Source organism: Algoriphagus alkaliphilus, from assembly GCF_900103735.1.
GTDB lineage: Bacteria > Bacteroidota > Bacteroidia > Cytophagales > Cyclobacteriaceae > Algoriphagus > Algoriphagus alkaliphilus.
The window spans coordinates 20,237-44,820 of record NZ_FMXE01000014.1 but is presented as its reverse complement, the minus strand read 5'-3'; the positions used below and the strand labels follow the sequence as shown (position 1 = coordinate 44,820).

The window sequence follows — 24,584 nt, the reverse complement described above, 5'->3', positions numbered from 1 at the left end:
ATTATCCGCAACATCTAAGATACAACCGTAACTAATTGGCAGAATTATAGATAATCACATAAATGTATTTGATTTTTTGCCCTATAAGGTTGCCTGATATGGCAGTTACAATTAGATTTAAATGAAACAATAACTCACCCAAGTCTAATGACAGTAAAAAAAGATCGCTACTCAAATTTCAGAAAATTAAGTGAGGAGTTTAAAGAAAATTATTATAAGTGGCATACTGAGGGTCAATATCAAGGTTCCTATGAAAGTAGGATTACACCCAATCAGCTATGGGAGAATCTTCCTGACAGAGAATTAGACAGTTATTACACTACTGAATTGGAAGTGATTGACCGTTACTACCAACCATTAAGAAATGCATCTATTCTGGAAATTGGTTGTGGAGATGGTAACCTTACGTGGAAGTTAGCTCAAAAATGCAAAATGCTGGAATCCTGGGATGTGGATGCCGGAGCAGTAGAACTCACAAAAATCAGATTGCAAAATCTTGACTTGGAAAACAGTTCGGTCAAAAAATTTGATATAAAGGACATTGATCCGGAAAAAGTTGATAAAAAATATGATGTTGTTTTTTTTATTCAAGTTCTAGAACATATTCCTGGTTGGGATCAGGAAGAATATTTTCGAAAGGTTTTTTCACTCGTAAAAGATGATGGAGGGATTCTTTTTATAAGTACACCTAATCGCTGGACTTTTAGAGATCACCACGACACAGGGAAATTATTTATACATTGGTTACCAAGATTTCTTAAGGTACCCATTGCCAAAAGGTTCGGTTTTGGACTTAGCGACCATGATCCTTCCTGGCCTTATCCTCCTATCTTGCACGATTATGTCTCCTTCTCTTGGATGAAGTCCAAAGCAAAAAAGTTTGCTGGTAATACTACTGTGAGAGTTTCTAGGATGGAGTTTTACCCTAATATGGATGTTTGGTTTCAGTATAAGAAAGCTGGTGGTAAAGGCAAAAGAAAAATACTGTTACCACTAGTTAAACATATTGGTAAGATCTTGAATATCAATTATTACTTTGGGGCAAAAATCATCATCCAAAAAAATAATCCATCATGAGAGAGTCGGGTGAATCAACCACATCGAATAATTTTTCAATCGGCACGTTCATTAAAATTTTTTTGAATTGATTCGAAAAGAATTTCCTATACCGATTGTATTTTGCGCGGACGGAAAGTTCAAAAACTATGCAATAGTCACCATGATCTCGGTGATGGCAAATCATCCAGGCTATTTCTTTAAGTTTTACTTATTTTGCTCATCCCATGATAAAGATTGGACTGAAAAAGTAAACCGTAGGATAGTTTCCCAGGGATCTGTGATTACCGTCATTCCTGTAGAGGACTCCACTTTTTCTGATTTCCCCATTTTACACCATTTTTCACCTGCCAATTATTTTAGGATTTTGATCCCTCAATTGATTTCAGACCCTAAGTATATTTATTTGGATTCGGACATCATTTGTCATGGATCTCTTCTTCCGCTCCTGGATATACCCCTCACGGACCAAATACTTGCAGCAGTGGAAGATCCCATATTCAAGTGGGAAAAGGAATTGGGAATGAGTGTCGGTGCTAGGTACTTTAATTCAGGGGTAATGCTGGTCAATTCCGAAGCTTGGAAAAAGCAGGAGATAGGTTCCAAAGCCATAGCATTCATCTCCCAAAATCCCGAGAAAATCAGATTTGTGGATCAATGTGCCTTAAATGCTGTTTTAGATGGAAACTGGCAAAGGTTACCGCCGGCATTGAATCAACAGCCCATTGTTTACAGAGAAGACTTTGACTTAAATAGTACAGACTGGACAGCAGAAGAAATCCTTGAGGCTAAAAACAGCCCGATATTGATCCATTTTACTGGACCAAATAAGCCATGGCACTATACCAACCCCCATCCAATTAAATCATTGTATTGGTTCTATCAGAAGGATTCGCCCTTTGCTATGAGGTTTCCCGAAGGAATGACTCCATTGGATCGTATCAAAAGACTTTTCCCGAACAGTCTGAAGCAGAATATGAAAGAATGGATTTTTCAGAGAAAGGACTGAAACACTTCCGTATTTTGAATTAAGGTAACATACCTGTAAAACCCGTAAAGGCTTAATGCAAGCAGAGTTAATTGATTAATTAAGTCCATTTGGACAGGGACCTGCTTGGACCGAATACTTTCTTGCAGTCCAATCAACCCCATAATAAATACAGGCGCTAGCCATCGGATTTCGACATAAGAAATTATTATAAATGAAATAGCGAGCATCAGAAACAATTGTGACAAACTTAGATATCCAATCCCTTTGTTTCCTGATTTAAAAAAGAGCCATATCCCCAAAACTGGAAAAAACACGGCTAGACCACATTGTCTGAATCCCGAATAAATCATGAAGCCAAAATCCTTTATAAACTCTTTAAGAGTCAAAATGGGATCAAAAACAAGCGCTTCTAAACTGGTCCTTGGAAGACTTTCCTGGCCATTTTCCTGAACGTACTTATAGGTTTCTTCCCAAGTGACATGGCTAAATTGAGGAATTTCACCTTCATTGGCTGAAAGTTGGGAAAGATATTGTCTCTGAACCCATGTCATTCCCAATTGTGATTTAGTGTCTTTGTTATCGAAACTGATAAAACCATTAGCTTGAATAGAAGGTAGGTTCAACCCAAACCAAAACAGCGAAGAAACTATAATGGCTTGGTATTCTTTCCAAAAGATTTTCTTTCGGAAATAAACCAAAAATAAACCGGCTAAGATTACTGGGAGATAGATCACGGCCATCTGCCTGGTAAATAAGGCAGTAACCATTGAAATTAAGGCATAACGGGGAACTCTTTCCTGTCTTTTCACCAGTACTAAATAAACTTCGGTAAAAAATACAGTCAATAGGCAAAATAGTAAGTTGTCATTCGTTCCCAAGAGAAAAGAACCGGAAGAAAGGTAAAACAATAAATGGATTCTGAAATTTTTTGATTTGAAATTCAGTGCTTTATCGAGGTAAAAATACAAAAATACTGCTCCGAGCAAACTGCTGAATCTCAGAGCTAAATAACTTGGGAATAAAAGGCTTAACGGATATGCAAGTAATGAGAATGGGATAGAGAAATTTCCTGCCTGGATAAGCCAGTAAAAGCCTTTGATCTTCGATTCATCTAGGTATAAAGCCATCAAACCTTCATCTCCATCTCCGGGCGATAAAAAAAATATCCAATATAAGGCGGCCAGTAAAGAATAAATCAACGCAGTAGGTTTCAATACTTTGCCGGCTAAAGCAGTATCAATCATTCTAAATAGTTAATAGTCTTTCCACAATAATATTGGTTTAAATCAAAAAAATGGAAATTTCCTCTCAATTTATAATTCAAAAAATCAAGCTAAGTTGAATACTGCAGTCAATATTATAGTGATAGGCTTGGGGTCTATTGGAGTTAGACATGTTTCCAACTTGCTGTCTTTAGGTTACAAAAACATCACCCTGATCACCCAAAGAAATGTTTTTCCCTCTCATTGGCCTGATTTCCCCGTTTATTCCAAGTTTGAAGATATTCCTGACACGATCGATTTCACTCATGCACTGATTTGTTCTCCTACAGCCAGGCATTTGAATGATTTGATTCCTGTAATAAAAGCAGGAATTCCCTCAATTTTTTTGGAAAAGCCTGTCAGCCACACTTGGGAGGGGATGGAGGATGTGATGAGTATTCTCCAACCTCACCAAAATATTTTCCTGGGTTTTGACCTCCGTTTTGATCCCGGCCTCAATAAAGTCAATGAAATTCTGAAAGCAGGTGGAATTGGTCGTGTACTGAGCGCAACAGCATTTGTCGGTCAATACCTCCCGGATTGGAGACCTCATGAAGATCATCGGCTTGGCAGCAGTGCCCTCAAAGCAAAAGGAGGAGGAGTGCTACTCGACTTAGTGCATGAGTTTGATTACCTCTTTTGGCTTTTTGGACCTGCCTCGACTTTAGGTGCATTTTATCAGTCTAACCCCGAACTTGAAATAGAAACAGAGGATCTCGCTGACGTTCTGATTAAGTTTGACTCAGGTCTGACAGCAACACTCCATCTGGATTATCATCAGCGTAATCTGACCCGATATTGCCACATTACAGGGACTCATGGATCACTACTTTGGGACCTTGCAACAAAAAAAGTGCTTTGGACTGACGAAAAAGCAAATATTCAAACCTTTGATTTTATCGACTTCGAGAGAAATGACAGATTTTTGAGGATTATTTCTGCTTTTATACAAAAGCAGGAGGATGAACGGTTAACTGGTTTTCAAGAAGGATTGGAGACTTTAAAAATGGTCTTGGCTGCAAAGAAATCTTCAGAATCCCATACTTTTGTCAGGTTGTAATTCCCCTTTCCAAACTGTAGACTTTAACTTTGACATTTAACCTTATTCTTCCCAAAAATTACGTGCTGTTAATTGGCAGTAATGAATGTCTGAAATTTTCCTTGTCTTTTCCAAAGTCCTTTTTATCAATATCCCCAATTCGAAATATTAAATGATCCTTGCTACAATTTGTTGCCGGGGAGGCTCTAAAGGCGTTCCTGATAAAAACATCAAACTACTTGACGGTATTCCTCTCATAGTACATTCCATACGTCAGTCGCAAGGCTGTAGCTTGATTCAGGATTTAATTATTTCGACAGATGATGAACGAATAGCGCAGATTGCATCGGAAGCTGGGGCAAAAGTCCCTTTTAAAAGACCTGCAGACTTGGCTTCGGATACTTCGAGTAAATGGCCTGTATTTATTCATGCGCTTGAATTTTATGAAAAAGAATATGGAGTTCAAGTAGACTATTTGGTGGATTTGGATGTCACTGTACCACTGAAATCCTCCCAGGATATCGACGGCGCCATTCAATTGGCCTTGGATCATCCTGAGACGGAAGTGGTCATCACTGGATACGAACCGGAAAGAAATCCATATTTCAACATGATGGAAGTCAGACCGGATGGTTTGGCTGAAATCGTCAAGAAATCGGAAAAACCAATAGTCCGAAGACAGGATGCTCCTGAGGTGTACAGCCTTTCTCCTGCAGCATTTGTGATAAAAAAATCAGCGCTCTACAACTATCCGCATTGGAGCAAAGCGCCCTGCAGAATCTATCCCATGCCCAGAGAGCGGGCAATTGATATAGATTCAAAATTGGATTTCGAATTGATAGAATTTTTAATGCATAAAAAATGAGTAAAGATCTGTTTGACTTGTCAGGCCGAGTCGCTCTGATTACAGGAGGGGCTGGATTGTTAGGCCCTGAGATGGCTTCTGCATTAGTAGAGAAAGGTGCCAAAGTGATATTGGCAGATCTTTCTCTGGAAAAATGTCAAGAAACGATCGATAAACTGGGAATCTCCTCCGAGATAATCAGGCCTATCCGTCTGGATGTGGCTTCTTCCACGTCCTGGAAAGAAGCGCTGACTCATGGGATTGAGCATTTCGGAAAAATTGACATCCTTGTCAATGGAGCTGCCAGTACCAACCAATCCAAAACGGCAAACTTCGAAGCAGGATTCGAAAATTTCCCTGAGGAAGATTGGGATCGAATCATGGATATTAACCTCAAAGGTACCTTTCTGGGCTGCCAAATAATCGGTCAGCATATGGTTCAAAATGGAGGGGGTTCGATCATCAATATCGGAAGTCTTTACGGCGTGGTAAGTCCAAATCATAGAATCTATCCGGGTACTGGTATTTTTCAACCCGTAGCTTATGGAGTTAGCAAACATGCAGTTATCTCCCTGACCAAGTATCTGGCAACCCTCTGGGCGGATAAGCATGTTCGTGTGAATGCGCTTTCGCCGGGTGGAGTTTGGAATGGTCACGAAGGCTTGTTTTATGAGCGATACAAGCAACTCAATCCTTCAGGAGACATGGCCAACAAATCTGACATGAATGGAGGAATTGTATTTTTGGCCTCTGATGCTTCAAAACATGTAGTTGGACACAATTTAATCATCGATGGAGGTTACTCTGTCTGGTAAAAGAAAAAGAACATGACTAATCCATTTATAGAAATAGCCGGTCGAAAAATCGGATATGACTACCCCCCATTAGTAATTGCCGAAATTGGGATCAATCATGGAGGGTCCCTTACCATCGCCAAAGAAATGGTTGATGCCGCCAAAAGAGCTGGTGTAGAAATGGTTAAACATCAAACCCACATCGTGGATGATGAAATGAGCAGCGCCGCTAAAAATACAATCCCGGCACATACCAAGGAGAGTATTTACGAAATCATGCAGTCTTGTGCGCTTTCTGCCTCAGATGAGCTTGAATTGAAAAACTACGTCGAACAGCAGGGAATGATTTTTATCAGCACCCCATTCTCAAGAGCAGCTGCTGACCTGTTGATCTCCTGGGATGTGCCTGCCTTTAAAATCGGATCAGGTGAATGCAATAACCATCCCCTGTTGGAGCACATTGCCTCATTCGGTAAGCCTATGATCCTTAGTACAGGTATGAATGACTTGGAGAGTGTTCGTAAATCTGTCAAAATCCTGGAGAAGCATCAGGTTCAATTTGCACTGCTGCACACGACTAATCTTTATCCAACACCTGATCACCTGGTGAGACTGGGTGCGATGGTTCAGATTCAGCAGGCATTTCCCCAAACCGTGGTGGGATTGAGTGACCATACGCAAAGTAATCATGCCTGCTTCGGTGCTGTAGCCTTGGGAGGATCCATTCTCGAAAGGCATTTCACTGACCACATGGAAAGAATTGGCCCCGACATTGTATGTTCCATGGACGAACAAGCCTGTCGGGAGTTGATTGAAGGTGCCAAAATCCTGCAATTGCAGCGGGGAGGAGAGAAGAAACCTGTGGCAGAAGAACAGCCTACTATTGACTTTGCATTTGCTACAATTTGTACCATCAAGCCCATTGCTGCCGGCGAAGAATTTACCAGGGAAAATATTTGGGTAAAAAGACCCGGAAAGGGTGGGATTCTTGCCGAACATTACGAATCCGTTTTAGGCAAGAAAGCATCCAAAGCCTTGGAAGTGGATATCCAGGTAGTCTGGGAAAATATTCAATAGAAAAATAGAACTGAATTTTCAAAACTGTTTAATAACTAATAAATGAAAGTATTTGTATTGATTGAGCGAAGAGCCGACTACAGTAGATATAAGCCTATTTTGGAAAAAATGAAGGCTGATCCTTTTTTTGAAATCTACCTGGTAGTCACAGGCATTTGTCTTTTGGATTTACATGGAAAAGATGTCAACTATATCGAAAATGATGGCTTTACCATCGATGCCAAAATCCCCATGTTTGATTCTAATGCCCCGGATTCCGGTGCTGAGATGGTTAGATCCATGGCTAGAGTACTGAGAGATGTCACCTTCGAGCTTGAAAAATCCAAGCCGGACCTTGTACTCTCAGGGTTTGATATCGGAGGCAATTTCGCAGTGACAGTAGCTGCAGCCCACATGAATATCCCTGTAGCTCACATTCAAGGAGGAGAAGTCACTGGCAGTATCGATGAATCCATCCGGCATGCCATGTCCAAATTTTCCCACATCCACTTCCCCGCAACAGAGGACGCACGCGATAGGTTGGTGAGATTGGGTGAAAATCCAAAGGACATTTATGTAGTGGGTTGCCCATCCATTGATGTCTTGGTCAATACCCCGAGCATGGACCCTAAAGAACTTGAAGAGGAATTTGGGCTCGATTTTGCTAAGCCATTTGTGCTGGTCATCCAACATCCGGTGACTACAGAAGCAATGTCTTCCATTGACCAGATTAGAGAAACAATGAAGGCGCTTCAGACTATTGAAGCTCAGGTTGTATTTCTTCTTCCCAATAACGATGCAGGACACTCCAAAATCATCGAGGAAATCAAATCCTCCGGCTTCACCTGGATCCCTTCGTTACCTACACTCAAGTTCGTTAACTTGTACCGAAATGCCTGGGCATTGGTAGGTAATTCCAGTTCCGGAATTCACGAAACCCCAACCTTGAAAATTCCGGCAGTAAACATCGGGAACAGACAAATGGGAAGGGAACGTGCAGCCAATGTAATTGATGTCCCCAACGATGCATCCCAAATACAATTAGCTATAAAAAAAGCGCTTTTTGATCAGGATTTCCGAAAGATGGTCAGCCAAATTAAAAACCCATATGGGGAAGGCCAATCAGCTGATCAAATTGTCCAAATTCTAAAAAACCTGGACCTTGCCACTGTCAGTATTCAGAAAATCTTTTACGAAGGAAAGTAAAATCCTCCTTTTGGGTGGAGAAGGGTACATCGGTTCCCATCTTTTCCAAAAGTTAAATACCCACGGGTTTTCAAGGGTATACTCCGCCTCCAGGTCCGCAAAAAATCCCGGTAGCCTTAGGGTCGATTTAGAACATTGTCCTGATTTTGACCAAATAAGGAATGCGAAATTCGATGTTGTGATCAATTTGACAGGTCAAATTACCCGGCCTATCGAATCGTGCCTTGCGCAGAATACAGTGGGTATTCAGCATTTGGTTTCGGCCTGTGCAGATTCCACCGTATTGATCCAGCTTTCAAGTGTTGGTGTTTATGGATCCGGAGATTTTGCGGAAGAAAACTCTCCCTGCAACCCGGAAACACCCTATTCCACGCTTAAATTGGTAGCGGAACGATTGATTCTGAATGGTTTACCGGATGACAGGAGGTTAATTCTTCGGCTATCAAACATTTATGGCTCCACCCAACCCAAAGGGGTATTCGCTTACCTCAAAAGAACGGCAGGATCAGATCGGGTTTTAGATTTCAATAACGATGGCTCTTTGTTGAGATTCTTTCTGCATGTGGAGGACCTTTGCCAAGCTATCGTTCAGGTTTTGGATAACTATGACAAAATCAAGGATCCTATCCTAAACATTATTGGAAAAGATAAATTCAATATCCACCAACTGATAGACCTTTTTGAAGAGAAATTTAGGGTGAAATACCAGCGCAACTTTGAGCCCGTCAAACCTTATGATAACATGCGCTCAATTTCTGATGATCGTTTTAGAAATTTGACCAATTTTGAAGAAATGTTTACGCTGGAATCTTATGTAAATGAATTGGTAAACTATGCTCATTGATAAAAAAAGGATGGAAGAATTCATTGCATTCCCTTCCAGTACAGTAAGAGAGGCAATGGGGAGAATCGAAAAAAACAAGAAAGGTTTGTTGTTTGTAGTTGACCCCGAGGAAAAGCTCATTGGTTCTGTAAGCGATGGGGATATCCGAAGGGGGATTTTAAATGGTGCTCAATTGGACGAACCCATCCTTGCTTTGATGAACGCTCATCCATTCTTTATTTCCACCCACGAACAAGCTTCAGTTGATCTGAAATTTTTTGAAGAAAAGGGGTTTAAAATGATTCCGGTATGTGATCAGGAAGGAAAGGTTTTACACTTGCTTTCTCCCGATCCAGAAAAGAGCTTCCCACCTGTCGAAAACCCCGTTGTTCTCATGGTAGGAGGGAGAGGAATAAGACTGGAACCACTGACCCAAAACATCCCTAAACCCCTGCTCAAAGTAGGAAATAAGCCTATCCTTCAGACTATCCTGGAGCGACTGCATCTCTTTGGCTTCCGGAATATTTTCCTTTGTACCAATTACCTTTCTGATCATATCGAAGAGTTCTGCGGAGATGGATCTGAGTTTGGTTTGAACATCCGCTATTTCAAAGAGGAGATCAAACTGGGTACAATCGGTGCAGTCAAATATTTGGAAGATCAGTTGAGTCTGCCTTTTCTGGTTATGAACGGTGACCTACTCACTTCCCTTAACTATAAGACAGTCCTGGATTTTCACATGGAGCAGCAGGCTGAGTTGACCATAGGAAGTGCTTCCTACAAGACCAAAGTTCCCTATGGTGTCATCCAAACAGAAGGACATCAGGTGACATCTATTTTGGAAAAGCCCACTTATTCGTTTCGGATCAGTGGAGGAATTTATGCGTTGAGTCCCAAAGTTTTGGAACTTATCCCAAAGGGGACTTTCTATGATATCACCGATCTGATGGAGAGTCTGCTGCGAAAAAATCATCCTGTGGTAGCATTCCCAATCGAGGAATATTGGCTCGATATCGGGCAACACCAGGATTACGAGAAGGCTAATTTGGATTATAAAAATCTTTTTAATTGAAGAAAAAATGAATTATACAGGTAAAAAAGTCCTAGTAACTGGAGCAGGTGGCTTTATAGGTAGCCACTTAACCGAAGAACTTGTAAAAGCAGGTGCCGATGTCACTGCATTGGTACACTACAATTCAAATTCCCATATCTCTAATTTAAGATTCCTTGAGAGAGACGTGCTTAATTCCATCCGTATTGTCTTTGGTGATATTCAGGATGGATTTTTGATGAATAAGCTCTCTGAAGGAAAGGACATCGTATTTCACCTTGCAGCCTTGATCGGAATTCCCTATTCCTATGTGGCACCTGCAGCATATGTCTCTGCCAATATTACAGGGACATTAAATATGCTTGAGGCAGCACGCTCACACAAGACCGGTAAGCTGTTGGTGACTTCCACCTCTGAAACGTACGGCACAGCACTCTATGCCCCTATAGACGAAAAACATCCCATGCAGGGACAATCCCCTTATTCTGCCACCAAAATAGGTGCAGATAAGATTGCTGAGAGCTATTTTCTTTCTTTTGGCCTTCCTGTATGCATCTTCAGACCCTTCAATACATTTGGCCCCAGACAATCCACACGAGCCGTTATCCCTACGATCATTTCCCAAGTCCTCAGTGATGATTCTCCGGCAATTCGCCTGGGCTCTTTAGATCCAGTAAGAGACATGCTCTATGTCAAAGACACCGCAAGAGGATACATGATGGCAGCCTTGGCAGATAATACTTCCGGTGAAGTGGTCAGTGTCGGCACGGGTAGAGGAGTGACTATAGGTGAAATAGTGGAAATGGTCCAAAAAATCTGTGGAACCAACAAACCTGTCATCGAAGAAAATCAAAGAATCCGTCCTGAAAAAAGCGAAGTGATGAAGCTTATCTGTAATTATTCCAAGGCTCAAAGCTTATTTGCCTGGGAACCTCAATTCTCACTTGAGCAGGGGCTTTCCAATGCAGTGGAATTTATGAGGGTCAACAAACCTGAAATCGACCCATCTGTTTATGCAGTATAATCTCCATTCCGGGGATAGATACTTTTCAACTTTTGATTCCTTTATAAGAACCATAACTTGTTAAAAAGAAGGAGTTTGTAAGTTTGAAGGACAAACAAAAAGGGTTGCTACATTCATGAATGTAGCAGCCCTTTTTGTTTGCTTTATTTCCGCTTCCCTCTTAACAACTAGTCACTTCAACGATTAAACAGTTTGTGGTACTTAGTCCTTAACTCTTATAATCTACTAAAAAATCTACCATGGATTTTCCAAATCTGCGGCACTATACTTTTTATTTATTACTTGATAAGCTGACTCTTTCGGTCTCTTTAATAGAAACGAGTCTTTCTTGGCAAATAAGGAAGCCAAAAAGGCAATTGGGGTAAGAAATAAAAAGAAGATCATGCCCAACAAAATATTGGGAACGATCAGACTTAGCAGATAGGTAAGTTTAAACCAAACCCACTCTACCTTCTTGCTGACCCATGTAGAAAGGATACTCAAGAGTCCCAGTCCAAATGCCAAGTAAAGAACCCAGCGCAGATCAAAAATAAAATAGACCAACACCAAACCGGTACAAATGACCAAGACTGTTTGTGCAGGATTACTTTTTAAAGGTTTCATGTATAGCTTGCTTTAAAATAAGGTGTAGATAAACGGAGCTAATGCACTTCCTCCACCAAAAATAATCAGTACTCCCAACAGCAACAGAATGAAGATCACAGGAGCAAGCCAAAACTTTTTCCTTTCTTTCATAAATGACCAGAGATCTTTGAGAAAATCCATATTAATCAGTTTTAAAATTTAACACTATCGAAGCCGAAATCAATTCGGCACTTTTACTAATTCCACCTTTATTAAAATGACAGTCGTCATAGAAATAATCGGAAGTTTTGGGAATTTCTTTTTCGAGATCCAACACAGGAATTTTTTGCTCTTCCGCAATACTAAGCAAAATCCCATTAATCTGCCCCAAGGCCACGGCTAACTTTGATTCGGGATACCTGACATCTCCCACACCGACCATCCAATGATTGGATTTAAGAAATTCATCTGAAATATCACCCCAGGTGTGGGTTTGTGTCAGCAGTAGCATGTCCGTGCCCTGAGCTTTTAATATGCCTGCAAAACTTAAAATATTCCTTCTAAACATCCCAAAATCCGCATCCGGAAGCTCCTCTACCAAAGGCAATGCCATTACCTCTTTTACCTTATCGGCATAATTTGTCTTAAGAAAAATAGAAGTCCGTGCATCTGGTTTTTCTTGATTGAGTACGTTGATCAATCTCCTAAACAATTGGAAATTGCTCAGGAAAAACTTTAAACTTTTCAGGATCGAGGTTTTTTCCGAAGCAATTCTGTTTGGAAAATGTAAATAATCATACCCCCCAAAAAGTCGATTTAAATCATTTATTCCGGGAAATAATACTACCAAGTCAGGTTGTAAGTGTGTGAGCCGATGGGCTAACATCGCCAGATGATCCGGACTTCCATCACCTGATTTTCCCGCATTGTAAACCTTAACGATTTTAGATTTTAAAGAGTCCTGGAGCGCCTCCTGAACTTTTCTTTCCAGGCCCCAAGAATCATCGATGAATAAATTTTCAGTGGTGCTTCCACCTACTATGAAAATTCTGTACTCTTCCTGAGGTTTAGGCAGAATAATAGAATCTCCTCTAAAACCCATATTGTTTGTGGTAAATATCACCACCGAATCCATATCAGGTAGTCGTTGCTCAATTTCAAAGGTGAATTTGGAATTGGGCTTAAATTGAGACTCAATGTAATTCGACTGCGTTTGATCCGGATTCTTGTACCTTTCAAATGGATCAGCCACGGGAGCTACCCAAGTCAAGATAATTTCCACGATGATTAACATCACCAAAATAGTAGGCAGCGTAATCAAGAAAAAAGACCGAATATCTTTCTTATTTACAAGTGACATTTTAGTCCATTTTGAAATTTACAACCCATTTTTCCCGATTTTCCCAATCTGGCTGCTCCTGCTTCATAAACACAAAATCATTGATGACCAGCACGTCCATTTCAGTACTCATAAAGCAGCGATAGGCATCATGTGGAGTACAGACGATAGGCTCTCCTCTCACATTGAAACTGGTATTGACAACTAGTCCATAATTGGTCTGTCGCTGAAATTCCTTAATCAATGCATGATACCTTGGATTGGTTTCCTCATGCACAGTTTGAATTCTTGCAGAAAAATCCAGATGCGTTACGGACTGAATATCACTGCGCTCATGATAAAGCCTTTCCCAAAGCCCCAAATCGTGATAATTTGTAGGCAAGGTAGTCCTTCGGGATTCCTTAACTGGTGAAACCAACAACATATAAGGTGAAGGTTTGTCCAAATCAAAATAATTCCCTACTTCCTCCGCCAAAACAGACGGGGCAAAAGGACGAAATCCCTCTCGGTATTTGATTTTTAAATTGAGCTTCTTTTGCATTTCAGGATTTCTGGCATCCCCCAGAATACTCCTGTTTCCCAAGGCACGGGGTCCGAATTCCATTCTTCCCTGAAACCATCCCACTACCTGACCTTTTGCCAGTTCACCTGCAACCACCTCATTCATCTTATTGAGATCGGTAAAGTGATGGTAGACAGCTTTCACCTTTCGGATGACTTGAAGCACTTCTTTGTCAGAATAGGATGGGCCTAAATAGGAACCTTCCATAGCATCCGGACGGGTGACTTTTCTTTCTTCTTTCGAAAAATACAAATGATAGGCAGCCAACGCTGCACCCAATGCCCCTCCCGCATCACCCGCAGCAGGTTGAATATAAATCTCATCAAAAATCCCGGCTGCCTGAAGCTTTCCATTGGCTACACAGTTGAGCGCTACTCCACCTGCCATACAAAGATTCTTGGAACCGGTAAGTTTTTTGGCTTCTAAAGCCATTTTGATTACGATATCTTCTGTCACACGCTGAATGGCAAGGGCAAGGTTGCAGTGGTGCTGCTGGAGCTCATCTTCAGAATCCCTTCGATCAAAACCAAATAGGGTTTTCCATTTATCATCCTTGACCATACGAAGCCCGGTAGCATAATTGAAATAGCTTTGATCTAGCCAAATGGAGCCATCATCGAAGATTTTAATTAGGTTATCTTTAATGAGCTGCTCAAAATCAGAAGTTTCCTTAGCCTCAGGATTACCATATGGCGCAAGTCCCATCAATTTGTATTCGCCGGAATTCACCGTAAAACCTAAGAAATAGGTGAAAGCGCTATAAAGTAATCCGACTGAATGAGGAAAGTTTAACTCTTTCAACACTTCTATGGATGAACCTTTTCCATGACTAATGGAAGCCGTGCTCCATTCTCCTACTCCGTCAATCGTTAAAATTGCTGACTCCTCAAACGGCGAAGGGTAATAGGCACTTGCACTGTGAGAAAGATGATGCTCGGGGAAAAGTAATTTTAGGTTTTTGCGGCTGTAAGGCTCAATTTCATTAAGCCCATCTCGTATCATTTTCTTTAAAAACATTTTTTCATTTAACCACACAGGCATGGCCTTGGCAAATGAAAGAAATCCTTTGGGAGAAAACCTATAGTAGGTTTCTAACAACCGCTCGAATTTAAGTAGCGGTTTATCATAAAAAACTACTGCATCCAGCTCATCTATGCTGAAACCAGATTCCTCAAGGCAGTAGCGAATTGCCTCTAAAGGAAAGTCAGGGGTGTGTTTGTCCCTGGTGAATCGCTCTTCTTGAGCAGCTGCAATAATCTTCCCATCCTCGATGATGGCAGCAGCAGAATCGTGGTAGAAGGCTGATATTCCCAGTATTTTTTTTGAATGATTGTGCATAGCAGTGAGTTGCAAAAAGTGGTTAAGCTTTTTGATTATTCATCTTAGTTAGCTGTTCTAAAGTGTCTACAGTAAACCATTTGTCAGGTAAAACTGAGGAACTGAAGAGTTGATTAATTTGGATTAATTGTGACCACAAGTCACCGAAATCCTCCATTGGTTCTATTAATTGATTGATTTTGAATGGGTTAATCACCTGAATACCTGAGCAATAGGTGGGGGCTGGATCATTTCTGTCCAACTTCAAAACCAAATTCCGCTCATGATGAATAAAATCACCAACAAGGCCTTCAATTGGGACCACGGGTACAACCATACATGCAGGTTGTCCTAGTCTTTGGTATTCATCTAGGATCAAGTCGATATTGAGATCAGTTACATTATCGGAGGTCAAAACTAAAACTGGCTCATCAATTTTTTTCATCAGGGTATTGAAAACCCACCAGGAATTTCCTTTACCCTCTGTATTGAATACCGAATGTACCCCAAGCTCAATCACGTGTTTGGCTAGCTCGGCCCCTTTGTAACCAACAGTAATGTGTAGCTGTGGGACATGAGGCAATAGTTTTTGAATACCATTGGCAATCAGCGTGGAGCCCCATAATGGGGCCATTGGCTTAGGAATGATATTGGTAAGAGGAGCCATTCTGGTCCCTCTGCCCGCTGCCATAATTAATGCATGATGTAATTTACTCATCTAATTATCTTTCCTCTATTGGGGGATTATTGATGATAGACAGAATTTCTTCTCTGCTCAACCGTTCCGTGTTGGCGGACGAAAGCCCAAAAGATATTGGATTTGCTACCTTGTCGTTGAAGGAAATTAGATAATGCCTGATACCGCCCATCATTACTTCTTCAGTGTAAGGAAGTTCAAGATCGCCAATTAGAAACTCATCGTCTCTTTCGCCTGGTCGGCCATCTATTTTTTCCCATGAACCACCTTTTTCTTCGATCCATGTTTGAAGAATGTCTTCAATCTGCGCGGCTTTCATATGTCTTGAAAGAACCTTGCCTTTGACAAGATCAATGTTATCCATAGCTGTGATTACCAATTGAACTGCCTCGTCGACACTGAAGAAAAATCTTCTCATTTCAGGACCGGTAGTGCCGATAATCCCTGTCTCCTCATGCATTTTTTTCCAGATAGGTAATACAGACCCCGTGGACCAAGCAACGTTTCCGTATCTCACAGCAGTGAATTTCGTAGTCGTTTTTCCGTCCATAGCACAGAATATCCGTTCCATTACACTCTTGGACATCCCATAAATGTTACGGACGGGAGGAGCAGCTTTATCAGTGGAAATCCCGATCACTGAAGGAACTGCTCTTTCTACAGCCACTCTAGCTACATTTTGAGATCCCAAGACGTTTACATCCACACATTCCATCGGGTATTTTTCGGCAAGATCTACAAATTTTGTAGCAGCGGCATGGATGACAATATCCGGCTTAAATTCAACAAAAACGTCCCGTACTGATTCAATATTGGTAATGTCTAATGGTGCAACTTGGCAGCCTGTATACTTGGTGGCAAAAAGGTTTTGCTTATTGTTTCTACCGGTCAAAATTACCCGATACTCGTTTTTAAGCTTTAAAGCGAGATTTCTACCTAAAAATCCCGTACCGCCCGTAATTAAAATTGTTTTCATCTAAGAATTTCTTTTATATTTTTTCCAGTGCAAATCTAATCAATCACAGCAATTATAGATTCCTTCCTCCGTTTTTCTTCTTTAAACTAAGCAAAGCCAGGATTTATTTTTAGCCAGTTATGGCTTATGGTTAGGTTTAATAGAAGCTATATTTTAGATTTTATCTGTAAAATATAGCTCTAAGGTTATATTAAATATGATTCGGAATTTGGCATTGCTATATGCAGAGCCGTATCAAAATGAAATGTGAGATCGTGATCTCAAGAAACACGAAACTTTCAAGCAAATATGTCTTTACTTCTTTCAAATGGAGTCTGAAGGGGGCCATTTAAAGGTCTTATACACCCATTTGTTTCTGCCTTATATTCTACTTTTTTTCCAAAAGTGCTTAGATATTTTGAAATGGAGCTTCATTCGGCTAATACTCTTCTTAAGGAAAACAAAAACGAATCCATCCAAAACGTAGGTTGTGCAGAAGAATATTATGCTGTGTGTTTCGCCAGGATGTTTCCTTAGTCAAAAATTCAGGCATTTGAATTTTCACAGGGTCAGATAGAATTTTTCACCGAAAAAAGATCTGCTCAAAAGGAGTGGATCGTCTGTACATCACTAACTTTAAACTCTTAAAATATTGGATTCAGTTGAATTGAATCAAAGTGGTGCTATTTTTGATAAGATTTGGTATTGAATCTGAAAGGATAAATTTATAGAGTTGTTAGTCAGGAGGTAATACTACATGCAGGTAAAGGTCTACAAAAAAATAGCAGTCTTAGCTGCCTTACTTTTTAGTGCTTGGGGAGCAAGTTTTGCTTTAAATTCTGTGCTGACTGGTATATTTCCAATTTCAACATTTTTTACAGAGAATACTTCTTCACTTTCCTTAAAATCAGTCGATTCAAAAGTACAAACCGCAGATACCTTAGTCCAAAGAGAAAACGCCCGAATTCTCAACCCTAGCGATATCGTGATTCCAATTCGTGAAGGATTTCCTTTTTGTGAGACTTTTGTAGGCTTTGATCCAAGACCCAATGCAATTTGGAATGGAACTTTGATGGGGGGAGCGCCTAATCCTAACGTTTTACTAACAGGAAATTCGCTACAACTGACATCCAATAATGAAAATGAAAATGGTTATGTTTTCGTGGACATTCCATTTTCATCTGCATTTGGTCTTAAAGTTTCTTTTGAATTTTCAAGTTGGGGTGGGACCGGAGCTGATGGATTTAGCTTTTTTATGTTTGATGGATCAATTACATCAGGCGAATTTGAGATTGGGGGAACTGGAGGAGCTCTTGGTTATACTCCCGTTAGATTTGGCGTTGAAACAAATCTAATTTCTCAAGGACTTAAAGGAGCCTACTTAGGTATAGGTTTTGACGAATTAGGGAATTTTGGAAATTCCAGAGATGGAAGGAATGGAGGAATGGAAAATCCTATTGATGGTCCTAATACTCCAATGAGACCTTTATTTAAGCATTCGGTAGTAGTGAGAGGGCCTTCAGATGGAGACCTTTCAGTTCCTTTAAAGAATAGAGACAGGGAAAATGCATGGAAATCTGGAATTGCATTTGTAGGTCCGCGTTGGGATTCCTATAAATTTATTGATGGAAGAATTTTTGACCCTGCTTCTACAGGGATATACCAAATATCGGGTAGTCCTGATTTGTATGCGGATGCTACTCCCTATCTCCATCCGGATAGGTTTGAGTTAGATACTGATTCATTTTCAGGTTCATGTCCAGATGAGGGATTTAGAAAGGTTTTTATCGACTTAAACCCTATTGACATTAATGACAGAAGTCAGGGTTATACAATTGAAGTTCAAATTTTGGTAAATGATTCAGGTCTTGGAGGGATTAGGTTGATAAATGTTTTCAATGGTCCCATAAATTATCCTTTTCCAGCCCCAGAGCTTTTGAAAGTTGGTTTTGCTGCAGCCACAGGAATTCAAACAAATTTTCATGAAATTAGAAACGTAACTGTCCAAGTATCCAATGAAGATCAATTGGAAAAACCGATTGTTGAGCCATTGAAGGAAGAGGTTTGCGAAGGGGAAATCAATACTTTTGAATTGGATGTAGAGCTTCGAAATGATGCGGCAAACGCATTTATCCGATGTTTACAGCTTTACTACGATATCCAAGAAGCACTAGATGTGGTTACTGCAAGTGGGACTAGTATACCATTCCCAACTTCCCCTCTGTCCACTCCAACGGTCTATTGCCCTACTGGTAACTGTATTGACTTGCTTTGCCGTCCAGAGAGGACAGCAAGACCAGCTTATGATGATGTCACCGGTGAATTGGCGGGGCAGTTCGAGGTGCTTCTTGTCGAGGAAAGTGGGATTGAGTTACCTAAGGTTAGGTTTGTTCCTCAACCTGGGTATTCTGGTGTGACTACCATGTATTACACCGCTACGGACAATTTCGGTCAAGTTTCTGATCCTAAGCCCATCACAATTATTATCAATCCTCAACCTAATCCTATAATTACTACGCTTGATCCCTTAGTATGGGAACAACAGGAGGTTGGAAATGTCAGGGTTTTATTGGAGTCCAGTGAAACTAACCCGGCTTATAGTTATCAATGGATTCGAAATGGAGTGGAAATCCCTGGCGCTACAAATACAACTTATCTGGCTACCCAAGCTGGTGATTATGCGGTTGAGGTCACTACAACACTCAGCTGTATCGGAATTGCGCAAGAATCAGTAATAATCAATATCGTTCCAAATCTTAATCCTGATTTTCAAGACACACCTTTGCCTGAGACTTGTGCCGAATTGGGTATTATAAGAGTAAGGCTAAATAATCTTGCAGTCACAGGTGTGGCTTCAAATGGTACAGCAGGTAACGAGAAATGGCGAATTCTTTCTTCAGCAGGGGCAATTGTAGTGGATTGGACTTTCCTGACACCGGGTCAAAGCGAAATTATACAGGGTGGATTAATTGCTGGAGATTATATTTTTCAATTGGGAGATGAATTTCGGTCTGGGCAAAATGGTAGCGATGGACTGCCTTTATTCAGACATGTGATTCCATTCACTATTCTTCCTATTCAGTCTCCGCTCCAAATCTCGGGAATAAGTGTAAGTCCAGAACTCTGTTTTGGAGAAGGAGGAAAAGTGGAATTTTCTGCCTCTGGGGGAGAGGGAACAACATCTTATACATTTACACTTGTAAATACTGCTAATGGTCAGATTATTTCTCCTTCCTCGATTAATGCGGGCACTGCGGTTTTTGAGGGTGTGCCACAGGGTAATTATAATGCGATAGTCACTTCGGCAACCCGTTGTACAATTCAACAGCCGGTTACCCTAACTGGTCCTTCGTCTCCCATAACTCTCGCTTTAATAGCTTCAGATGGAATATCCTGTGGTATCAATGATAGTGGATTTATCACTTGGGAAGCAAGTGGAGGGACACCGCCTTATACTTTTGAAAATTTGACCAGAGATGGTGCTGTCGTATCCAATCCTATTTTAACTCAAACCCCAAATGCTAGTTTTGCCTTTACAAAACTCACTGTTGGCCGATATGTCTTGACTGTATCTGATGCCAATGGTTGCGAATTCAGTTCTCTTCCGGTTGATTTGACAGAACTTCCAAATCCTGTTTTTGAAGTAGATGATTTGATTATCTGTGAAGGGGAAACAGCCATTGTTCAACCTCAAATCATTGAATTAAGTAACTCCCAACCCGTATTCACATGGACCAACCATCTGGGAAATGTTCTGACGGGTAATACCACAATTGCTGGTATCACCTATACCTTCCAAGATGACGGAAATCCCCAGACTCCACTTGAGTTACAAATTTCCGGCTTAGCACCAGGTACTTATGAGTTTATACTTTCCATATCAGGAACAAATATCTGTACACAGCCCGATCAGCGAGTTGAAATTGTAGTATCTCCTGATCCGGTAATCGAAAAGGTGGAAATAGCCAATCTGACCTGCTATCAAAGTGGGGATGGAGCGTTGGAAGTTATTATGGCTACAGGTTTGGATCCGGCGGATTACACCTATGAACTTCTTGGATATACCGGAGCACAGGATTCGAACATATTCGAAAATTTACAGGCAGGGACCTATCAGATCCGAATAGTCGATAAGGTAAGTAATTGTGATACTGTGGTGGCTAACTTGGAAATTACCGAACCGCAGATTTTGGAAATTATTGATCTCGATCAGAACAACCCGAATTGTGACCTTGATAATGGTTCTTTTTCATTTACAGTTCAGGGTGGCACTTCCGGCTATACTTTGATGATCAACAACACTCCAATTGCCGACTTTGACCTTACGAAAACAGGAGAAAATTACCTGATAGAAAATTTGGCGCCGGATAGCTATGTCGTTCAAGTGACTGATGCGTCGGGTTGCGTTTTCAATTCCCAACCACTAATTCTAGTTAACGATCCACTTGATCCTGTCACCATAGATCCAATGGATATTCAGATCTGTGTAGGTAATACAGCGACGATAATACCCCAGATTGCTACGGCTGGATCTTTCCAGATCCGTTGGTTTAAAGATGCCTCTGCCACTCAGGAAATTATTTCGGGACAAACTGACGCAGACGGAGTTTCTTACCAAATCACTGCTGGAACTGGCACTCTGAGTATTACTGGACTTCAGGTAAATCCAGCATACCAGTATTTTATGGAGGTATCGGGTCCACAGCTATGTACTATAATTGAATTGGCAGAAGTAGAAGTTTTGTCAGGCATCACTGCAAGCATAGATGTAAGTCCAATTACTTGCTTTGGAGACACTAATGGTTCGCTGACAATTAATCCTACCGGAGGAAATGGATTTTTTGAATTAAGTATTAACGGTTCACCTTTTACTCAAAGTTTGTCGTATTTGAATCTGGCACCTGGAGATTATATCATTGAAATACGGAATGATATTTCCTGTACATATACAACAACCGTAACGGTAGAAAGCCCTACAGAACCGATAGCTATCAATCAGCCCACAATAGAAAGATCTTCCTGTAATCTTAATAATGGGAATATCCGGGACTTAGTTATTTCGGGTGGTTGGGGAGGATATCAAGTGGAGTGGAGGAAGGGGTCTGTGAATGGTCCACTAGTTGCCGGCACTATTACCCAAGCATTGGACTTAGCCCCTGATACTTACTACTTAAAAGTGACGGATTTGCAGGGTTGTGAGGCAATTTTCGATTTTTTTATTGAGGAATCCTCCGATCCTGTATACCAACTGGTACCACCTATTAATACTTGTACTGTGGATCCTGTAAGGATTCGTCCGGTCCATTTAGCTCCTGATCCTTCCTTGCCTCCGGCAGCTGCAACCGAGGTGAGATGGTACACGGGGCCCGGGCAAACTGGACTTATCCAAAACGGACCTGATCCCGCAAGGCCTGGAGTAAAATATACAATTGATGATACAGATTGGTTAAATCCTGAATTGGTCATCGAAGGTCTGCCAGCAGGGGATTATAGCTACTACTTCTATGTAGTCTGCACAGGAGCGGAACTGAAAGTTGAAATTTCTGTATTTGAGACACCTACAGTTCAGGTTGTGACAGATCCTATTGTTTGTTTTGGTGACTCCAATGGTAAAATTAGAATTTCAAATGAATTACCAGTTTACACATTTAGCTTGAACTCAGGTGCTCCTACCACAAAAGCAGCAATAGAAGCCCTCAATCTGCCTTTTGGTAACTATACATTAATAGTTAATACACCTGCCGGAACTTGTGCTCAGACCCTTGCTTTTGAAATCGAGGGACCTCAAGGCCCCTTGGCTGCAACTCCACTTACTAAAATAGATCCGGGATGTGGCGCACCCAATGGTAAACTTGAACTCACAATCACAGGAGGATGGGTACCATATACCATAGAAGTTTTCAAAGATGGCCTAAGTCAAGGCTCTCAAAACACTACCCTTTCCAAAATCACACTTGATGGATATCGTCCTGGCACCTATTATATCGTAGTCAGAGATAAAGAAGGCTGTTCTGTAACAACCAATAGTGTTACTATGGTTGATGGCCCTACTCAGATACTGGTTGATAAGGTGGAGATATGCTTTGGAGAAACAGCGGTTTTATCCCCTGAGCTTGATCCGTTAGCACCTGGAGCTGTTTTTCAATGGTTCTTTGATGCAGCTAAAACATTGCCGATCAACAGCAGTCCAGTACCCGGCCCTAATGGCGTAATCTATCAGATCAATCCAGCAAATGGACAGCTTACGATATCCGGACTATCTGCGGCAGCATCTGATTACAACTATTATGTCACAGCCTCTGGAGCTGGTGTTTGTCCAGGGTTCACAGGTATTGGTGCTGTCAAGGTTCACGAAATACCTACTGCAACCCTTCAAATAGCCAATGAAGTTTGTTTTGGCGATGGGGGAACAATCCAAGTAAATGCTAGCGGGGGATCAGGAATTTATTCCTACAGCCTCAATGGCAGTGCTTTTGTCAACTTTAATTCCTTCAAAGTTCCTACAGGTATTCATACTTTAGAAGTAAGGACTGTTGAAGGATGTAGTGTAACTTTAGACAATATCGTAGTCACAGGTCCTTCAGCAGCTTTGGTAGTGGAAAACCTTGCTTTAGATAATCCATCTTGTGATACCGACAACGGAGAGGTAAGATTCGAAATTAAAGGAGGTTATGAGCCGTATTCCATTGCCGTAATTCAAAATGGTAACTTAATCCGGACCCTGACTCTTAATTCACAAGGCCTTCTTACTATTTCAAACCTTAGAGAAGGAGTTTATAATTTTGAAATCACAGATGATCAGGGCTGTGTTTACAAAGTGCCGGGTTCTCTGGATTTGAATGAGATACCAAGTACCATCAGCGCTGCTGATGACGTGATCTGTGAAGGCGAAACTGGGTTGCTGACACCTACTTTGCCATCCAATATTGCTAATCCGGTCTATACTTGGTCTTTTGATGCAGCAGGGAATAATCAGATTTCCAATGGAACAGTAAGCAATGTAACTTATAGTATTTCTCCAAATGGGCAATTAAACATTGAAGGCTTGCCAGCAGCCAATTCTCCTTATACTTATTACATCATGGCCACAGGTCCGGGTATCTGCGGAATTTCTCCGAAGCCTGTGCAAGTTACAGTACATGCTATCCCCAACTTGAGAGTTTCAAATCCTTCCATAGTTTGTGATCCTTTTGGGACAGTAGATTTGACAGATTACATTGAAGGGTTCAACCCCGAAGTGTACGATTACAATGTGGTGAGCCCATCTGGAGTTTCAATGAGACTTGATGAAATTGACGAAGTGAATTTTTCAGGTGACTATAGAGTAAGTTCATCATTAAAAGGAACTGGCTGTTGGAATCCGAACCAGAGAATCAGAGTCGTAATTGCCGACAAAGAAATTGTAGCGAATTTTGAATATAAATTTGATTTGGGTGATGGAATTTTAGTTCCAAATACTATTGTTCAGATTCAGGAAGATGTGTTTTTTGAAGATCTTTCCGTTGGAAATGTTTTGATTTGGAACTGGGATTTTGGAGATGGAAATTCAAGTAGAGAACAAAATCCAACCCACCAATTTCAAGAAAAAGGCAAGTATATTGTTACCTTGACGGCTATTGATACGATAGGGTGTATTTCAATCTACCAAACTGTAATCACCGTAAATGCTGACTATACCATTATGGTTCCCAATGCTTTTACTCCAGATGGACTAAAAAATCAATATTTCAAACCTTATCACCGAGGTGTTTCTTCAATGGAGTTTTATATTTTTAATACCTGGGGGGAATTGATTTATAAGGCAGAATCACTTGAGGATAGAGGCTGGGATGGTTTTCATAATGGCAATCCAGCAATTAATGGAAATTATGTTTATAGAGGTGTTTTCATGACTAGGGGGGGAGATAGAATTGAGAAATCAGGAGTCTTTATATTGATCCGTTAACTGTTTCCAATTATTTATTTAAGAATTCGTCTCTATCTATAAATCTCCAGAAAAGGAAC

General features: G+C 40.8%; 18 protein-coding genes. 11 read left to right on the top strand and 7 right to left on the bottom strand.

Features of this window, described 5'->3' with window-relative positions:
- Positions 1-147 precede the first annotated feature (147 nt).
- Positions 148-1,077, top strand: coding sequence for a class I SAM-dependent methyltransferase (locus BLQ81_RS11210; protein ID WP_092730049.1), 930 nt, complete (start codon positions 148-150; stop codon positions 1,075-1,077).
- Between the two features lie 67 nt (positions 1,078-1,144).
- Complete coding sequence (locus BLQ81_RS11205; protein WP_092730048.1) at positions 1,145-2,065, top strand: glycosyltransferase family 8 protein; 921 nt, start codon at positions 1,145-1,147, stop codon at positions 2,063-2,065.
- On the opposite strand, the gene BLQ81_RS11200 is transcribed toward BLQ81_RS11205, so the two are convergent.
- Positions 2,050-3,291: a hypothetical protein gene (locus BLQ81_RS11200; protein ID WP_092730047.1), complete on the bottom strand. Its 1,242-nt coding sequence runs from the start codon at positions 3,289-3,291 to the stop codon at positions 2,050-2,052. The genes BLQ81_RS11205 and BLQ81_RS11200 overlap by 16 nt on opposite strands.
- Positions 3,292-3,385: 94 nt before the next feature.
- Between BLQ81_RS11200 and BLQ81_RS11195 the strand changes: the two genes are divergently transcribed.
- The 8 genes from BLQ81_RS11195 to BLQ81_RS11160 all read left to right on the top strand — a co-directional run bounded on the left by BLQ81_RS11195 (position 3,386) and on the right by BLQ81_RS11160 (position 11,146).
- The gene (locus tag BLQ81_RS11195; RefSeq protein WP_092730046.1) at positions 3,386-4,369 is read left to right on the top strand and encodes a Gfo/Idh/MocA family protein; all 984 of its coding nucleotides are present in this window, start codon (positions 3,386-3,388) and stop codon (positions 4,367-4,369) included.
- A gap of 151 nt (positions 4,370-4,520) precedes the next feature.
- A complete protein-coding gene (locus BLQ81_RS11190; protein WP_092730045.1) occupies positions 4,521-5,213 on the top strand; it encodes an acylneuraminate cytidylyltransferase family protein in 693 nt (230 codons plus the stop codon).
- Positions 5,210-6,007 carry an SDR family oxidoreductase gene (locus BLQ81_RS11185; protein WP_092730044.1) on the top strand — a complete coding sequence of 266 codons (798 nt, stop codon included), beginning with the start codon at positions 5,210-5,212 and terminating at the stop codon, positions 6,005-6,007. Before BLQ81_RS11190 ends, BLQ81_RS11185 begins: the two co-directional genes overlap by 4 nt.
- Positions 6,008-6,019: 12 nt before the next feature.
- Positions 6,020-7,063: an N-acetylneuraminate synthase family protein gene (locus tag BLQ81_RS11180; RefSeq protein ID WP_092730043.1), complete on the top strand. Its 1,044-nt coding sequence runs from the start codon at positions 6,020-6,022 to the stop codon at positions 7,061-7,063.
- A gap of 42 nt (positions 7,064-7,105) precedes the next feature.
- Positions 7,106-8,248, top strand: coding sequence for a UDP-N-acetylglucosamine 2-epimerase (gene neuC / locus BLQ81_RS11175; RefSeq protein ID WP_092730042.1), 1,143 nt, complete (start codon positions 7,106-7,108; stop codon positions 8,246-8,248).
- Positions 8,205-9,092 (top strand): NAD-dependent epimerase/dehydratase family protein, encoded by an 888-nt coding sequence (locus tag BLQ81_RS11170; RefSeq protein ID WP_092730041.1) that lies wholly within the window; start codon positions 8,205-8,207, stop codon positions 9,090-9,092. Before neuC ends, BLQ81_RS11170 begins: the two co-directional genes overlap by 44 nt.
- A complete protein-coding gene (locus tag BLQ81_RS11165; RefSeq protein ID WP_092730040.1) occupies positions 9,082-10,143 on the top strand; it encodes a nucleotidyltransferase family protein in 1,062 nt (353 codons plus the stop codon). The genes BLQ81_RS11170 and BLQ81_RS11165 overlap by 11 nt, the downstream gene beginning before the upstream one ends.
- Before the next feature lie 7 nt (positions 10,144-10,150).
- Positions 10,151-11,146, top strand: coding sequence for a GDP-mannose 4,6-dehydratase (locus BLQ81_RS11160; protein ID WP_092730039.1), 996 nt, complete (start codon positions 10,151-10,153; stop codon positions 11,144-11,146).
- A 234-nt stretch (positions 11,147-11,380) separates the two neighbouring features.
- Here BLQ81_RS11160 and BLQ81_RS11155 read toward each other — a convergent pair whose 3' ends face one another.
- From BLQ81_RS11155 to BLQ81_RS11135, 6 genes are read right to left on the bottom strand one after another with little or no spacing between them, the layout of a single operon-like run.
- Complete coding sequence (locus BLQ81_RS11155; protein WP_092730038.1) at positions 11,381-11,749, bottom strand: hypothetical protein; 369 nt, start codon at positions 11,747-11,749, stop codon at positions 11,381-11,383.
- Between the two features lie 12 nt (positions 11,750-11,761).
- Complete coding sequence (locus BLQ81_RS22275) at positions 11,762-11,911, bottom strand: DUF5989 family protein (RefSeq protein WP_175454217.1); 150 nt, start codon at positions 11,909-11,911, stop codon at positions 11,762-11,764.
- A 1-nt stretch (position 11,912) separates the two neighbouring features.
- Positions 11,913-13,070, bottom strand: a complete 1,158-nt coding sequence (locus BLQ81_RS11150) for an SGNH/GDSL hydrolase family protein (RefSeq protein WP_092730037.1) — start codon at positions 13,068-13,070, stop codon at positions 11,913-11,915.
- A 1-nt stretch (position 13,071) separates the two neighbouring features.
- Positions 13,072-14,949 (bottom strand): carbamoyltransferase family protein, encoded by a 1,878-nt coding sequence (locus BLQ81_RS11145; RefSeq protein WP_092730036.1) that lies wholly within the window; start codon positions 14,947-14,949, stop codon positions 13,072-13,074.
- A gap of 22 nt (positions 14,950-14,971) precedes the next feature.
- Positions 14,972-15,646 carry a nucleotidyltransferase family protein gene (locus BLQ81_RS11140; RefSeq protein ID WP_092730035.1) on the bottom strand — a complete coding sequence of 225 codons (675 nt, stop codon included), beginning with the start codon at positions 15,644-15,646 and terminating at the stop codon, positions 14,972-14,974.
- Positions 15,647-15,650: 4 nt separating this feature from the next.
- On the bottom strand, positions 15,651-16,601 hold the full coding sequence (locus tag BLQ81_RS11135) for a polysaccharide biosynthesis protein (RefSeq protein ID WP_092730034.1): 951 nt from the start codon (positions 16,599-16,601) through the stop codon (positions 15,651-15,653).
- Between the two features lie 736 nt (positions 16,602-17,337).
- Here BLQ81_RS11135 and BLQ81_RS11130 point away from each other — a divergent pair.
- Positions 17,338-24,525 (top strand): PKD domain-containing protein, encoded by a 7,188-nt coding sequence (locus BLQ81_RS11130; protein ID WP_092730033.1) that lies wholly within the window; start codon positions 17,338-17,340, stop codon positions 24,523-24,525.
- Positions 24,526-24,584: the final 59 nt, after the last annotated feature.

What these genes read in the sequence shown, in the direction of transcription:
- BLQ81_RS11210 (WP_092730049.1), top strand. Translation starts at nt 148, where the DNA reads ATGACAGTAAAAAAAGATCGCTACTCAAATTTCAGAAAATTAAGTGAG.
- BLQ81_RS11200 (WP_092730047.1), bottom strand. Translation starts at nt 3,291, where the DNA reads ATGATTGATACTGCTTTAGCCGGCAAAGTATTGAAACCTACTGCGTTG.
- BLQ81_RS11190 (WP_092730045.1), top strand. Translation starts at nt 4,521, where the DNA reads ATGATCCTTGCTACAATTTGTTGCCGGGGAGGCTCTAAAGGCGTTCCT.
- BLQ81_RS11185 (WP_092730044.1), top strand. Translation starts at nt 5,210, where the DNA reads ATGAGTAAAGATCTGTTTGACTTGTCAGGCCGAGTCGCTCTGATTACA.
- BLQ81_RS11180 (WP_092730043.1), top strand. Translation starts at nt 6,020, where the DNA reads ATGACTAATCCATTTATAGAAATAGCCGGTCGAAAAATCGGATATGAC.
- neuC (WP_092730042.1), top strand. Translation starts at nt 7,106, where the DNA reads ATGAAAGTATTTGTATTGATTGAGCGAAGAGCCGACTACAGTAGATAT.
- BLQ81_RS11165 (WP_092730040.1), top strand. Translation starts at nt 9,082, where the DNA reads ATGCTCATTGATAAAAAAAGGATGGAAGAATTCATTGCATTCCCTTCC.
- BLQ81_RS11160 (WP_092730039.1), top strand. Translation starts at nt 10,151, where the DNA reads ATGAATTATACAGGTAAAAAAGTCCTAGTAACTGGAGCAGGTGGCTTT.
- BLQ81_RS11155 (WP_092730038.1), bottom strand. Translation starts at nt 11,749, where the DNA reads ATGAAACCTTTAAAAAGTAATCCTGCACAAACAGTCTTGGTCATTTGT.
- BLQ81_RS22275 (WP_175454217.1), bottom strand. Translation starts at nt 11,911, where the DNA reads ATGGATTTTCTCAAAGATCTCTGGTCATTTATGAAAGAAAGGAAAAAG.
- BLQ81_RS11150 (WP_092730037.1), bottom strand. Translation starts at nt 13,070, where the DNA reads ATGTCACTTGTAAATAAGAAAGATATTCGGTCTTTTTTCTTGATTACG.
- BLQ81_RS11145 (WP_092730036.1), bottom strand. Translation starts at nt 14,949, where the DNA reads ATGCACAATCATTCAAAAAAAATACTGGGAATATCAGCCTTCTACCAC.
- BLQ81_RS11140 (WP_092730035.1), bottom strand. Translation starts at nt 15,646, where the DNA reads ATGAGTAAATTACATCATGCATTAATTATGGCAGCGGGCAGAGGGACC.
- BLQ81_RS11135 (WP_092730034.1), bottom strand. Translation starts at nt 16,601, where the DNA reads ATGAAAACAATTTTAATTACGGGCGGTACGGGATTTTTAGGTAGAAAT.
- BLQ81_RS11130 (WP_092730033.1), top strand. Translation starts at nt 17,338, where the DNA reads ATGCAGGTAAAGGTCTACAAAAAAATAGCAGTCTTAGCTGCCTTACTT.